Origin of the sequence: Cellulomonas rhizosphaerae, assembly GCF_003470205.1 — a bacterium.
Classification (GTDB): Bacteria; Actinomycetota; Actinomycetes; order Actinomycetales; family Cellulomonadaceae; genus Cellulomonas; species Cellulomonas rhizosphaerae.
This window is the reverse complement of the sequence record NZ_QWKP01000129.1, coordinates 1-13,572: the sequence shown is the minus strand read 5'-3', so window position 1 is coordinate 13,572 and position 13,572 is coordinate 1. Positions and strand designations below refer to the sequence as shown.

Annotated in this window: 14 protein-coding genes, 1 tRNA gene and 1 pseudogene; 9 read left to right on the top strand and 7 right to left on the bottom strand. The window is 72.2% G+C overall.

Translation table 11 applies throughout. The features are described 5' to 3' along the window. The 4 genes and pseudogenes from D1825_RS18155 to D1825_RS03790 form a co-directional block, all read left to right on the top strand. Positions 1-412 (top strand): annotated as a pseudogene (locus tag D1825_RS18155) (hypothetical protein); the annotation flags it as partial. Positions 413-460: 48 nt separating this feature from the next. Beyond that, a tRNA-Ala gene (locus D1825_RS03800) sits at positions 461-533 on the top strand. A 123-nt stretch (positions 534-656) separates the two neighbouring features. Beyond that, a complete protein-coding gene (locus D1825_RS03795) occupies positions 657-1,271 on the top strand; it encodes a hypothetical protein (protein ID WP_147356247.1) in 615 nt (204 codons plus the stop codon). Further along, the gene (locus D1825_RS03790) at positions 1,265-2,257 is read left to right on the top strand and encodes a hypothetical protein (RefSeq protein ID WP_118766138.1); all 993 of its coding nucleotides are present in this window, start codon (positions 1,265-1,267) and stop codon (positions 2,255-2,257) included. The genes D1825_RS03795 and D1825_RS03790 overlap by 7 nt, the downstream gene beginning before the upstream one ends. 6 nt (positions 2,258-2,263) lie before the next feature. On the opposite strand, the gene D1825_RS03785 is transcribed toward D1825_RS03790, so the two are convergent. From D1825_RS03785 to D1825_RS03760, 6 genes are all read right to left on the bottom strand, one after another. Further along, a complete protein-coding gene (locus D1825_RS03785) occupies positions 2,264-2,698 on the bottom strand; it encodes a DUF3093 family protein (protein WP_118766137.1) in 435 nt (144 codons plus the stop codon). Positions 2,699-2,724: 26 nt separating this feature from the next. Next, a complete protein-coding gene (locus D1825_RS03780) occupies positions 2,725-3,339 on the bottom strand; it encodes an SPRY domain-containing protein (protein WP_118766136.1) in 615 nt (204 codons plus the stop codon). After that, positions 3,336-3,620: a hypothetical protein gene (locus D1825_RS03775; protein ID WP_118766135.1), complete on the bottom strand. Its 285-nt coding sequence runs from the start codon at positions 3,618-3,620 to the stop codon at positions 3,336-3,338. Before D1825_RS03775 ends, D1825_RS03780 begins: the two co-directional genes overlap by 4 nt. Positions 3,621-3,628: 8 nt before the next feature. Then, the gene (locus tag D1825_RS03770; protein ID WP_118766134.1) at positions 3,629-5,086 is read right to left on the bottom strand and encodes a hypothetical protein; all 1,458 of its coding nucleotides are present in this window, start codon (positions 5,084-5,086) and stop codon (positions 3,629-3,631) included. Then, positions 5,083-5,916: a hypothetical protein gene (locus D1825_RS03765; protein WP_118766133.1), complete on the bottom strand. Its 834-nt coding sequence runs from the start codon at positions 5,914-5,916 to the stop codon at positions 5,083-5,085. The genes D1825_RS03770 and D1825_RS03765 overlap by 4 nt, the downstream gene beginning before the upstream one ends. Positions 5,917-6,053: 137 nt before the next feature. Continuing rightward, on the bottom strand, positions 6,054-6,314 hold the full coding sequence (locus D1825_RS03760) for a GlsB/YeaQ/YmgE family stress response membrane protein (RefSeq protein WP_118766132.1): 261 nt from the start codon (positions 6,312-6,314) through the stop codon (positions 6,054-6,056). 109 nt (positions 6,315-6,423) lie between these two features. On the opposite strand from D1825_RS03760, the gene D1825_RS03755 reads away from it, so the two are divergent. From D1825_RS03755 to D1825_RS03745, 3 genes are all read left to right on the top strand, one after another. Beyond that, entirely contained in the window at positions 6,424-7,410 is a 987-nt protein-coding gene (locus D1825_RS03755) for a bile acid:sodium symporter family protein (RefSeq protein WP_233549607.1), read from the top strand. A gap of 42 nt (positions 7,411-7,452) precedes the next feature. Beyond that, positions 7,453-8,916, top strand: a complete 1,464-nt coding sequence (locus D1825_RS03750; protein ID WP_118766131.1) for a beta-N-acetylhexosaminidase — start codon at positions 7,453-7,455, stop codon at positions 8,914-8,916. 77 nt (positions 8,917-8,993) lie between these two features. Then, on the top strand, positions 8,994-9,551 hold the full coding sequence (locus D1825_RS03745) for an isochorismatase family protein (RefSeq protein ID WP_118766130.1): 558 nt from the start codon (positions 8,994-8,996) through the stop codon (positions 9,549-9,551). 11 nt (positions 9,552-9,562) lie between these two features. On the opposite strand, the gene D1825_RS03740 is transcribed toward D1825_RS03745, so the two are convergent. Continuing rightward, entirely contained in the window at positions 9,563-11,503 is a 1,941-nt protein-coding gene (locus D1825_RS03740) for a phospholipid carrier-dependent glycosyltransferase (RefSeq protein ID WP_118766129.1), read from the bottom strand. Positions 11,504-11,589: 86 nt separating this feature from the next. On the opposite strand from D1825_RS03740, the gene rsmI reads away from it, so the two are divergent. Both rsmI and D1825_RS03730 read left to right on the top strand, forming a co-directional pair. Beyond that, the gene (gene rsmI, locus D1825_RS03735) at positions 11,590-12,435 is read left to right on the top strand and encodes a 16S rRNA (cytidine(1402)-2'-O)-methyltransferase (protein WP_118766128.1); all 846 of its coding nucleotides are present in this window, start codon (positions 11,590-11,592) and stop codon (positions 12,433-12,435) included. A 42-nt stretch (positions 12,436-12,477) separates the two neighbouring features. Beyond that, positions 12,478-13,572: ABC transporter transmembrane domain-containing protein (locus tag D1825_RS03730; protein ID WP_138067412.1), on the top strand; the 1,095-nt coding region annotated here is incomplete at its 3' end.

Sequence of the window (13,572 nt, the reverse complement as noted above, 5' to 3'; positions counted from 1 at the left end):
CGACGCCGCGTGGGAGCAGCGCCAGGCCGCCGAGCTCCGCGCCGCCGCCGCCCGGACCGCGACGCCCGCGCGCGGGTCCGCCGCGGTGGCCCGGTCCGCCGCTCCCGGTCGCGCGGTGCGCCCGTCCAACACCGACACCGAGATGTTCGCGGCGGTCGTCGTCGAGACCACGGCCGAGTCCGGCGGGGCCGACGGCTGGTCGCCCGTGCCTGTCCCACGCCCCACCTACACGATGAAGGCCGAGGCCCCTCGTCGGGAGCCCGTGGCCCTGGACAATCTCGAGGGCTCGACGGCCGCGCGCCCCGCCGAGGCCGCCCTGCCGACGACCGCCACCGCCGAGCCGGTCGTCGAGACGACCGGCTCGATCGACCTCGACGCGGTGCTCGCGAAGCGGCGCGCCTCGGGGGAGTAGCCGGTTTCTGTTGTGCGCCCCGGTGGTGTTAATGTTTAGCCCGCTTGAGGGGCTGTGGCGCAGTTGGTAGCGCGTCTCGTTCGCAATGAGAAGGTCAGGGGTTCGAATCCCCTCAGCTCCACCGAAGTCAGCAGAGGCCGGACCCGTACGGGTCCGGCCTCTTCTGCGTCGGTACTGTCCGTTAGGTACCGTACGAGTGGGTCGGCCGACGTGGCCGACGTCTCCATCTCGGGCGAGGACGCGGATGAGTCGAGGCAGGTGGGCCCTGGTGCCGGCGCTGTGCGTCGCCCTCGCGGCCGGATGCACGTCGTCGGACCCGGCTCCGGTGCCGTCGACGACGAAGGCCACCACCCCCAGCCCGACACCGACACCGACGCCGACCGCGGCCAACGAGGTCCAGGACCTGTCGAACGCCGAGCTCGGGATCGAGTTCGAGGACGTCCCGTCCCTGACGGGCGCGGAGGCCGAGGTCTACAACCTGCTCTCCACCTACCAGACGGAGTACTGGCGCACGATGACCACGAACTCGGTCAGCCCGACGTTCTCGGTCATCTCGTCCGGCGACGTGCAGGCGACGATGAAGGGGATCGTCAAGACCAACAAGGACGGGAACATCACGCTCGGCGGGGTGTTCAGCACGACGATCAGCGACCTCGCCGTCGACGGTGACAAGGCGACGGCCGCGATCTGCGACGACTACGCGAGGATGACCGTGAAGGACCCGAACGGCACGTACACGCCCGAGCAGGTGGGGTACGGCGTGCCGCGGCACAAGGACGTGACGGTGACTCGGGGGACGTCGGGCACGACGGGGACGAGCTGGACGGTGCAGACGGTGAAGGTGGAGGGCTCATGCTGAGGGCGGCGCTGGCAGTCGTGATCGGGGTGGCCGGCGTGCTGGTCGCCGTCCCCGCGCAGGCGGACGGCACGCCGCCGGTCGTCGGCGGGGAAGGATCCGCGACCCCGGACACCTCGGGTGGCGCCATCTCGGTCAAGGTCACCACGAGCGGGACGACGAACGGCGGGAGCTCGTTCAGCACCACGACGACCGGGCCGAAGCTCCAGGCGCCGTGCTGGTTCGAACGGGGGATGTCCGGGTACGAGTACTACGAGTTCTACAAGCCGGGCGGCCCGGGGCGCGGCGCGGACACCATCGAGGACTGGGTCTACGGCGGCGGGCTTCACGACAAGTTCGAGGACTACAAGGACATCAAGGACGGCTACTGGTACGAGACGTCGTGCACGGCCGAGGCGAACGCGTCGGGGTACGGGACCCAGTTCTACCTGGACAACCCCGCGATCTGGGTCGGCCCCCAGGACCCCGCACCAGTCACCCAGGTCGACGTCGACCCCACCGACCTCCGCGACATCGCCCTCGACTACATGCAGCTGCCCGTCGGCACGATGCACTGGAACCCCCAGCTGCGGGGCTCGGGCGCGACGATCGTCGGCGAGGACACCTGGATCTGGGTCGACGACGCCCCCACCACGGCGATGGTCCGCGCGGAGGTCCCCGGCACGTGGGCGCGGATCGACGCCACGCTGACCGGCTTGACGGTCTCGTCGGACGGTGCGAACGAGGACGCGCAGTGCGGCGGCACGGGCACCGCGTGGGTCTCGGGTGCGCAGAAGACGTGCAGCATCCAGTTCTCGCGCTCGACCGCCGGCCAGCACGTGAAGCAGGGGCAGAAGCTGCCCACGTGGACGGTGGACGCGCAGTCGCAGTGGGCCGCGACGTGGACGTCGTCGGAGAACGCGAACCCGGAGGCGCTGACCGTCGAGCCGCCCGACCCGACGACCGCGGAGATCCCCGTCATGGAGGTCCAGGCGCTCAGCACGAGCTGACGCGGCTCAGGTCCGGTAGGGCGCGAGAGCCTTCTCGAGTGCAGCGCGCAGCGCGTCGGGGTCCTTGCTCTGCACGAGCATGGGCTGCCCGTCGCGCGGCGTGAGCCCGATGACGCGCGAGCCGAGGGTCGACCCGAACGCGCCGCCGATGATCTTGCCCTCGACCTTCTCGCCCGGCTGGGACACGCCCCACGGGTAGAGGTCGGCGAGCGGGACCGTCGCTCGGCCGACGCGCAGGGTCGTGTCGGTCAGGCGGATGTTGCCGTAGACCCCGGTGCTCCACATCGTGATCGCGGCGATGAGCCCGAGCATGCCGACGAGGATCGTCGCGAACACCCACCCGCCGTCCGCGATCGCGAGTGCTGCCCAGGCGGCGGCGCAGATGCCCAGCAGGACGAGCCACGCGCGGCGGCTGGGGGAGCGCTCCTCGTACCGGACCATGCGGGCAGAGTAGTCGTCGGCCGATGTCACAGGATGTCGCCCTGCACCACGCGCTGCGTCTTCGGCAGGAGCCCGCTGTACGTGCGGTCGAGCACCCACATGACCGGGAGCAAGACCTCGGCCAGCGATGCGCTCGCCTCCCAGGAGACGGTGGGCGGGCCGCCCGGCGACCGCGGGTGGCCCGGCACGGGCCGCAGCGTGTGCGTGACCACGGCGCTCTTCGCGTCGGCCCGCGTGAGCTCCATCCGGTCGGCCAGCAGCCGCCCCGCGGGGCGCCACTCCCACGCGCGTCCGCCGGGGCCGCGCACGTCGAGGCTCCACCGGTCGCGCCCGCTGCGCTGCCGCTCGACCTCCACGGCGTCGCCGAGCACGACGACGGGCATCACCGTGAACTCCCACGCGAACGTGTCCTGCCCCTCGCCGGTGCGCGCCACACCGCGGGCGACCTCGCGCTGGTCGATCGAGGCGACCAGCTCGCGGTGCTGCCAGCTGAGCGCCACGCGGTGCCCGACGAGCTCCACGTCGGAGCGGTGCGCGTGCGGCGTGGCCTTGGGCAGGTGCACGAGGTCGCGGAAGCTCAGCGCGTCGACGACCTCCGCGGTGCCGGCCTCGCCCAGCGGCGCCCAGGGGTCGAGCGTCATCGGGCCTCGCGTTCCTTCTCGCGTCGCTCGCGCGCCTCGTCCTCGCGGTCCTCGGCCTTGCGGGCCTCGCCGCGGACGCGGGCGGCCTCGTCGCGCAGGTTGCGGGCGGCGTTCTGGGCCGCGGAGCGCCAGTGCTTGAGCGCGTCGCGCACGTCGGTGGCGTTGTCGCACTCCCAGTCCGGCGAGCTCGCGACCGTCTTCGCCGGGTCGACGCAGGCCTCGACATCGTTCGCGAGCGTCTCGAGGTCGTGCGCCTTGGCGTACAGCTCGGTGGAGGTCATCGCGTCCCCTAGAACCAGTTGGCCGGGTTGATCTTGGACTCCTTGATGTCGTCGATCCGGTCCCCGGCCCAGTCGGCGGCGTCGTCGGCGCGGTCGCCGACCCAGTCCACGGCCTCGTCGGCCGCCTTGGTGATGTCGTCCCAGTGCTCGACGACCTCGGCGCCCGCCCACACCAGGCCGGTCACGGCCACGAGGCCGAGCGTGGTCGGGTTGGGCGCGATCAGCGCGGCCGTCATCGAGGCGTTGAAGGCGGTCTCGGCGTACTCGCCGACCACGTGGGCCTTGCCCTGGGTCCCGCCCTCGGCCCAGAGCTCGGCGTTCTCCTCGCGGTTGTTCCACAGCCCGACGGCGCTGTCGACGGTCGCGAACGCACTGCCGGCCACGCCCGCGACGCGGAGCACGCCCGCGGTCGACGCCATCGTGCGCAGGCCCGACTGGTTGGCCATCGTCCACAGGTTGCCCGCGCCGCGGCCGAAGGTGGCGCCGGTGGCCGGGTTCGTCCACGGCTTGCCGAACGCGACGTTGCCCCAGCCCGCGAGCTTCTGCGCGAGCTGCCCGGAGCTCGTCGTCCTGAGGATGTCCGAGACCCAGGTCGTCGCCTTGACGCCTTGCTGGCTCTGCAGCAGCTTGGCGAGCAGGGTGGGCTGCGGCCGGGCCTCCCCGTTGACCATCACCGTGAACGGCTTGGTCTTGGCGGACAGGCGCGCGACCCAGTCGTCGAACCCCTCGATGACGGGTGCGGCGCGCAGCAGCATCTTCTGCGTCACGTTCGGCACGAACGCGCCGGGGTAGGTGAAGGTGGTCTTCGCGCGCAGGTAGTTGTTGTCGGCGACGTTGAGCGCGCCGGACAGCCAGTTCGCCAGGCCCGGCTTGCCGCTGTTCGCGAGCGAGGTGAGCGCGGCGTTGACCCGGTGCTCCCCGAGCCAGCGGGCAAGGGCGGGCCCGCCCTTGAGCAGGATCTGCGTGGTGGTGACGACCGTCGCGTTGCTGGCCGTGATGAGGTTCTGGATGTCGTTGTAGCCGTCGACGAGCGCTTGCGCCTGCTCGGTGTCGCTCATCCCCGCGAGGCGCTTGACCGCCTCCGCCTGAAGCTGCTCGAACCACTCGGACAGGTTGGCCGGATCGTCGTTCTCCCACGCCCCGGCCTGCGTGCCGGTGGCCCGCAGCGCGATCGCGGCGTCCTCCACGTGCATCGACTGCCCGGCGATCTCGAGCGCCTGCGGGCCGGTCATCCGGACGCCGCCGAACGACGGGTGCGCCTGCGCCATCTGCTCGAGCACGCCGATCCGCCCGCGCAGGTCCTTGGAGGTCTCGCTCGCCCACTCCTCGGCCCCGTTGAGGCCGGCCATGTCGATCCGGGCGTCGAGCGAGGAGGCCCGCGAGAACAGCGTGGGCAAGGTGCCGGCCAGGTCGTCGAGGGCGACGACCGTCGCGGCCAGGACCTCCTTGTCGACGCGGACCGTCACGGCGCGCCCACGCGTTCGACCAGGGCGCGGAGCTCGGCCGACGAGGGGAGCAGGTCGGCCAGCGCACGCCAGACCTCCCCGGCGCTCAGCGGTCGGAACGTCGCGAGCGTGTCAGGCGTGATGTCCTGTGCGGTCAGCGGCTCGGCCGGTGTGGAGCGGACCCAGTAGCCGCCCTCGCCGCAGTTCCACAGCGCGACCCCGCGGGCGTCGGTGGAGACGTCGGGGCCCCACACCATCGTCACGCGCGCGGTCGACTCGAGGTGGGACAAGGTCGCCATGAGCATGAGACGGTCGGACTCGGCGACCTCGCCGAAGAACCGGTCCAGCTGCGCGGTCGCGACGGTCCGGGCGGGCTCCCACTCGCCCTCCGAGAGCGACATCGTCTGCACGACGGCGTCGATCGAGCGCAGCGGCACCGTGAAGGGGACCGCCGCGCGCGGCACCTCGTGGCGGCGCAGCCCGACGAGGCGCGCGAGGATCCACAGCAGCTGTGGCAGCTCGTCGCGGCTGTAGAGCACGGGTGAGTCCGGGCCGTCCTGGGGCCACGGGTCGGTGTACCAGACGGTCTCCTCGCGGACGGCGAGCACCGCGTGCAGCGGGCCCTGCGGCCCTGCGGTCTCGATCGCGCACTCGATCATCGGCTCCGAGACGGTCTGCACGAGGTCGAGGACGAGCGGCGAGATCTGCCCCTCGGGGCCGACCATGCCGGCGTCCTCGAGTGCCTGCCGGGTCGAGGCGTCAGCCTCCTCGCCGTTGTTCACCAGCCGCAGCGCCTCGAACTCGTGGTCCGTGAGCTCGATCCGATGCCTCACCGCGTCCAGCCGTGCCATGCCGCCCCCTGTCCGTCCGACTGCCCGGGGCCCAAGTGCCCGAGACGTCCGATATCCGGCAGCACCCTACCCACGTGGGTGCCCCGGCGCGCCGCGAGGGCCCACCCGCGTGTGCGGATGGGCCCTCGACGGGTGTGTCAGCGGCGGCGGCGGCCGGCGACGAGCGAGACGCCGATGACGGCGAGCACGACCTGGATGAGGATCTCGATCCAGTCGACGCCGTCGGTCGTCTCGACGCCGAGCGCCTTGGCGAGCAGCGAGCCGAGGATGGCCGCGACGATGCCGACGACGATCGTGAGCAGGACCGAGATCTTCTGCCGACCCGGGAGGATGAGGCGGGCGAGGACTCCGATGATGGCGCCGATGACGATGGCGCTGATGATGCCGTCAGCAGTCACGCTGGGCTCCTTGACGTTGATCTGATCTAGCGGGCAAGCGGACACTACGGGTGGATCGCCCACCGCGCGCGTTGAACGGTCCTCGACCTGGTGGTGCGAGGATTGCGCGGTGCCCGACAGCCCCGACCAGCCCTCGCGCGGGCTCGTGGCGACGGTGCGCGGCTGGATCGATCCCCTCGTCGTCGCGATCCTGGCGGTGCTGGTCCTCGGGCTCGTGCTGCCGGCGTCCGGGACGGCGGCCGACGTGCTGTCGACCGTGCAGACCGTCGCGATCGTCGTGCTGTTCTTCGGGTACGGCGCGCGCATGCGGACGAGCGAGATCTGGGACGGCCTGCGCAACGGTCGGCTGCAGGGATCGATGCTCGCCGCGACGTTCGTCGTCTTCCCGCTGATCGGGCTCGCCGCGCAGCTCCTGCCGGACTCGGTGCTCGCCCCCGACCTCGCGACCGGGGTGCTCTACCTCTCGCTGCTGCCGTCGACCGTGCAGTCGTCGGTCGTGTTCACCTCGATCGCGCGCGGCAACGTCGCGGGCGCGATCACGGGCGCGACCATCTCCAACGTCGTGGGCGTCGTGGTGACCCCGGTGCTCGTCGCGCTGCTGCTCGGTGGCAGCGGGGGTGCGCCGGGCGGGTTCGTCGGGATCCTCGTCCAGCTGCTCGTGCCGTTCGCGATCGGTCAGCTGCTGCAGCCGTGGATCGGCGGCTGGGTCCGGGCGCACGCGTGGCTGACGCGGGCGACGGACCGGTTCACGATCCTGCTCGTCGCGTACACGGCCGTCAGCGAGGCACAGACGTCCGGGGCGTGGGACCACGTGACGGCGGGTGCGCTCGTCGGGCTCGTCGTGCTGTGCGCCGTGATGCTCGCCGCGATGCTCACCGCCACGTGGACGGCGGGGCGCGGCCTCGCGCTCCCCGACCGGATCGCCCTGCTCATGGTCGGCTCGAAGAAGTCCCTGGCGACGGGCCTGCCGATGGCCGCGGTGCTGTTCACGCCGGCCGTCGCGGCGAGCGTCGCGCTGCCCGTGATCGTGTTCCACCAGCTTCAGCTCGCGACGTGCGCGGTGCTTGCGCGCCGATTGGCCGCCCGCGTCGAGTAGCGTCATCCCCGATTCACCCGGAGCGTCGCAAAGGAACCATTCGTGCCCGAGATCGCCCTCGTCCCTCGCCCGCGGTCGGTCGAGGTCCAGGACGCCCCCGCGTTCGTGCTCGACGAGGCCACCACGGTGGTCGTGGAGCCCCGCCCCGAGCTCATCCAGGTCGCCGTGCTCGTCGCCGACGTGCTCGGCCGGGTCTCCGACCAGGCCGTCCAGGTGCGGTACCGCGACGCGGGAGAGCGGGGCGTGATCCTGCTGCGGATCACCGACCAGCTGCCCGCGAGCGACGAGGCCTACCGGCTCACGGTCCGCGCCGAGCGGATCGACGTCGAGGCCCGCTCCGCCGCCGGGCTCATCCGCGCCGTCGTGACGCTGCGCCAGCTGCTGAGCACCGACCGTCTGGGCAGGACCAGCGCGCCGGCCGTCCGGATCGAGGACGCGCCGCGCTACGCCTGGCGCGGCCTGTCGATCGACGTCGCGCGGCACTTCGTGCCGGTCAACGACCTCAAGGTCGTCATCGGGCTCATGGGCCACTACAAGCTCAACGTCCTGCACCTGCACCTGACCGACGACCAGGGCTGGCGCCTGCACATCCCGTCGCGGCCCAACCTGACCCGCCTGTCCGGCGGCACCGCGGTCGACGGCGATCCGGGCGGCTACTACTCGGCGTCGGACTTCGCGACGATCGTGCAGTACGCGGGCGCGCGCGGCATCCGCGTGGTCCCCGAGATCGACGTCCCCGGCCACGTCAACGCGGCGACGCACGCGTACGGCGAGCTCACGCCGTCCGGCGAGCCCACCGCGGAGTACACGGGCATCGAGGTCGGCTTCAGCTACCTCACCGCGGACCTGCCGGCGACGACGCCGTTCCTGCAGTCGGTGTTCGGCGACGTCGCCGCGGTCTCCCCGGACGCGTACATCCACATCGGTGGTGACGAGGTCCTGACCATGGCGCCCGACGAGTACGCGCGGCTGGTCGCCACCGCGTCGCAGGCCGTGCGGTCCACGGGCCGGCAGGTCGTCGGCTGGCAGGAGATCGCGCACACGCCGCTCGAGCCCGGCACGGTCGTGCAGTTCTGGGACCCGCGCGTCGACCCGGCGCCGTTCGTCGAGGCCGCCAAGGCCGGCGCGAAGTTCCTCATGTCGCCCGGCTCGAAGACGTACCTCGACATGAAGTACGACGCGAGCACCGAGCTCGGCCTGGAGTGGGCCGGGCACATCGAGGTCCGTGACGCGTACGACTGGGACCCCGAGACGCTCATCGACGGCATGCCGGCCGAGGCGATCATCGGGGTCGAGGCCGCGATCTGGACCGAGACGCTGCGCGACCTGCCCGCCCTGACGTCGATGCTCCTGCCCCGGCTGGCCGCGGTCGCCGAGGTCGCGTGGACCGCGCCCGAGCTGCGCGACTGGGACGACTTCCGCTCGCGGGTTGCGGGACAGGCAGCGTTCTGGGACCGCCTGGGCCTGAGCTGGTACGCGAGCCCGCAGGTGGACTGGCGCCGCTGACGGGTCGTGTCGGTGGTCGTGCCTAGCGTGGGTTCCGGACAGTTCGGACACCACGCTCGACCCTCTGGGAGGCCATCATGACCACGTTCGAGAACCGACCCCGCAGCGCCCTGCTCGTCGTCGACGTGCAGAACGGCGTCGTCGGCGAGGCGCACCAGCGCGACGCGACGGTCGCGACGATCGCCGGGCTCGTCGAGCGCGCGCGCTCGCAGCAGGTGCCGGTGATCTGGGTGCAGCAGACCGACGAGAACCTCGAGGCGGACAGCGCCGCGTGGCAGCTGGTCCCCGAGCTCGTGCCGAGCGCGGACGAGCCGAGGGTGCGCAAGGCGTTCGGGGACTCGTTCGAGGACACCGACCTCGAGCAGCTGCTCGCGGAGCGTTCCGTGGGGCGGCTCGTCGTCGTGGGCGCCCAGACGGATGCGTGCATCCGGTCGACGATCCACGGGGCGTTCACGCGCGGCTACGACACGACCCTCGTCTCCGACGCGCACACGACCGAGGACCTCACGGCCTACGGCGCCCCCGCTCCCGCGGACGTCATCGCCCACACCAACCTGTACTGGCGCTACCAGGACGGGCCGGGCCGGACCGCTGCGGTGGTCGAGGCGGCGGACGTCGAGCTGTCGCCGGTCTAGTCCCGGTCAGGCTAGATCCAGGTGCGCAGCCACATGCGCGCGTGCCACTCGTCGTAGGAGATGACCCACCCGCTCCAGACCGGGTAGAAGAACAGCCCCGCGACGACGATGAGCGTGATGACCGCGCTCACGGCGATGATCGCGCCGCGCCGGCTGCGCGCGCCGTGCGGGTCGGGGTCGGGTGGGCCGACGATGAGGCTGAGCACGTAGGCGAGCGTCAACGCGATCCACGGCACGAACACGACCGAGTAGAACGTGAAGATCGTGCGGTGCGGGTACTGGAACCACGGCAGCCAGCCGGCGGCGATGCCGGACAGCACGGCCGCCGCACGCCAGTCGCGGTAGCGCAGCATCCAGACGACGGCGACGAGGATCGCGGCCGACGCGGCCCACCACAGCAGGGGGTTGCCGAGGGCGACGATGGGCTGCGAGCAGCTGTTCGCACCGCACGCGTCGATCGCCTGCTGCCCGGTCAGGCCCGAGATCTCGGTGGGGTAGTAGAACGAGGTGGGGCGCCACTGCACGATCCAGCCCAGCGGGTGCGCGGCGTAGTCGTGCGGGGTCGACAGGCCGGTGTGGAAGGACCACATGTCCTGGTGGTACTTCCACAGCGATCGCAGCGACTCGGGCAGCCACTGCACGCCCTGGCCCGGGTTCTCCGCCGCCCACTGCCGCCCCCAGGCCTGGGGGTGCGTGAACCAGGTGGCCCACGTGGCGAGGTAGACGAGGACAGTGCCACCCACGAGCACGACGCCCGCGACGATGCCGTCCTTGACGACCCCGGCCCACGCCCACGGCTGCACCCCGACGGCTCGTCGGGCCGTCATGTCCCACGCGAGCGTGAGCAGGCCGAACACGGCCAGGAAGTAGATGCCCGACCACTTGGTCCCGCACGCGAGCCCGAGCATCACCGCAGCGGCGAGCCGCCACCAGCGCATGCCCAGGCCCGGCCCGTAGCCCAGCTCGTGGCCGGCGTCGAGCAGGACTGCCGTCCGCTCGGCCAGGCGCCTGCGGGCCTGTTCTCGATCCAGGACCAGGAACCCGAACGCGGCGAGCACGAAGAACATGAGGAAGCCGTCGAGCAGCGCGATGCGCGACATGACGATCGCCTGGCCGTCGAGCGCGAACAGCAGCGCCGCGACCGTGCCCCACGTCGTCGAGGCGAACAGCCGCCGGCCGATGCGGGCGACCATGAGCACCGCGACCGTGCCGAACACCGCCGCCGAGAGCCGCCAGGCCGTCGAGCTGTCCATGCCCCCGCCGAGGTGCATGCCCAGCGCGATGAGCCACTTGCCGACCAACGGGTGCACCACGTACTCGGCGTCGGTGCGCAGCCCGCTGCCGTCGCCCGACTCGAACTCGGGGTTGGCGTTCTCGTCCCAGTTGGCCTCGTAGCCGTTCTGCAGCAGCGACCAGGCGTCCTTGACGTAGTACGTCTCGTCGAACACAAGCTGGTGCGGGGTGCCCAGGTGCAGGAAGCGCAGGATGCCGCCGAACACCATCACCGCGAGCGGCAGGACCCAGCCCAGCACGCGCGCGCGGCGCGTCGCGTCGAGCGCGATGGTCGCGTCGCCGAGGAGGCGGCGCAGGAGGCGGTCGTGGGTGGACTCGGGCGGGCCGTCGTCCTCGGCCTCGTCCTCGGACGCGTGATCGCGGGTGGCGAGAAGGGTGTCGGTGCCCTCGTGCTCGTCGGCCGGGTCCTTGGTCAGTGCCGGGGCGCCCGTGCTGACCGACGGCCAGCCGGGCTCGGTCCATCCGCCGTGGGGCTCGTCGGCGGGCGCCTCGTCTGCGGGAGACTCCGCGGGGCGCTCGCCGCTCGGAGCCTCGTCGGCCCGGGGTTCGGCGGGGCGCTCGCTGCTCGGCGCGTCGTCGTCGCGGCGCGCGGGCGGTCCGCCTTCGGCGTCGGGCGCGGCGGGGACGTCGTCGTCGGTGGCAGGCGGCACGCCCGACATCGTAGGGGCGCAACCCCGGAATCGGCCGAACTGCGCACCACTGACCCCCGGCGAGGAATCGAGCGGGGAGATGGGAGGGTGGGGGGGTGGAGAACCAGGGACGGCTCGTGCTCGCGGCGACGCCCATCGGCAACGCGGAGGACGCCTCGGCGCACCTGCGCCGGCTGCTGGCGGAGGCCGACGTCGTCGCGGCCGAGGACACGCGCCGGGTGCGCGCGCTCGCGGCCCGGCTCGGGGTGACCGTCGGGGGCCGGGTGGTCAGCTTCTACGAGCACAACGAGGCCGCGCGCGCCGACGAGCTGCTCGAGGTGGTCGCCGGCGGCGGGACGGTCGTCGTCGTGACGGACGCGGGCATGCCGTCCGTGTCCGACCCGGGCTTCCGCCTCGTCGGCGCCGCCGTCCGCGCGGGCGTCACCGTGACCTCCGCGCCCGGCCCGAGCGCGGTCCTGACCGCGCTCGCGCTGTCCGGGTTGGCGACCGACCGGTTCTGCTTCGAGGGCTTCCCGCCGCGCAAGCCCGGCGAGCGGGCGCGGGCGCTCGCGGACCTGGCCGACGAGCGCCGCACGATGGTGTTCTTCGAGGCACCGCACCGCGTCGGCGACCTGCTCGAGGCGATGGCCGAGGCGTTCGGGGCCGGGCGGCCCGCGGCCGTGTGCCGGGAGCTGACCAAGACCTACGAGGAGGTCCTGCGGGACTCGGTCGGCAACCTCGCGCAGTGGGCCCGGGACACCGAGGTCCGCGGGGAGATCGTCGTGGTCGTCGGCGGCAACGACCGGACCCAGGTGGCCTCGACCGCGGATCTCGTCGCCGAGGTGCTCGCGCGGGCCGATGCGGGCGAGCGGCTCAAGGAGGCCGTGGCCGACGTCGCGACGACCGCGGGCGTGGCGAAGCGCGACCTGTACGCCGCGGCGCTCGCCGCACGGGGTCGCTGAAACCCCTGGGATCGTCGGCCATCGAATCGTTACGATGGTCGCGTGAACCAGCCCCCCGCCGACGACATCTACGACGGCGCCCACCCCGTCCGCACCCTCGCGCGCATGTTCCGCGGCCAGGGCGGCCGGCTCGCGGTGGCGACCGTCTCGTTCACGCTCAAGCACAGCCCGATCTGGATCATCCCGCTGCTCACCGCCAACGTGATCGACGTGGTCGTCGAGCACCGGCCGCTGCACGAGCTGTGGGTCAACGCCGCGCTGATGGCCCTGCTCATCGCGCAGAACCTCCCGCTGCACCAGGTCTACGTGCGGATGCTGTCCGTCTCCGTGCGCACGGTGGAGACGAACCTGCGGATGGCGCTGTCGCGGCGGCTGCAGGAGCTGTCGATCGGCTACCACCGCCGCGTGAGCGCGGGCGTGCTGCAGGCCAAGATCGTGCGCGACGTCGAGAACGTCGTCGAGAGCTCGCGCCAGGCGTTCGACTCCGGCATGGCCGCGATCACGACACTCCTGGGCGCGATCGTCATCACGGCGGTCAAGGTGCCCGAGTTCCTGCCCGTGTACGCGCTCGCGGTGCCGGCCGCCGCGGCGCTCGTCGTCTCGATGCGCCGGCGGATGTCCGTGCGCAACGCCGCGTTCCGCGCCGAGGTGGAGAACATGTCCGCGCGCGTCTCGGAGATGACCCACCTCATCCCCATCACGCGCGCGCACGCGCTCGAGCGCAACGAGCTCGACCGGATGGGCGCCACGCTCGTCGGCGTCCGCAACGCCGGCATCCGGCTCGACAGGACGAACGGCTGGTTCGGCTCGCTGTCGTGGATCCTCATGCAGCTGCTGTCGGTCGGCTGCCTCATCGGCGCGGCGTGGGTCGCGTGGAGCGGGATGTTCGGCATGAGCGCCGGCGACGTCACGATGCTCTCGTCGTACTTCGTCGCGCTGACCGCGTCCGTCACCGCGCTCATGAGCCTGATGCCGATCATCTCCAAGGGCCTGGAATCCGTGAAGTCGATGAGCGAGGTGCTCAGCGAGCGCGACATCGAGCGCAACCACGGCAAGGCCGCCGTGGACGCCGTGCGCGGCGAGGTCCGGTTCGAGGGCGTGCGGTTCGCGTACGACGACGCGCCCGACGAGGTCGCG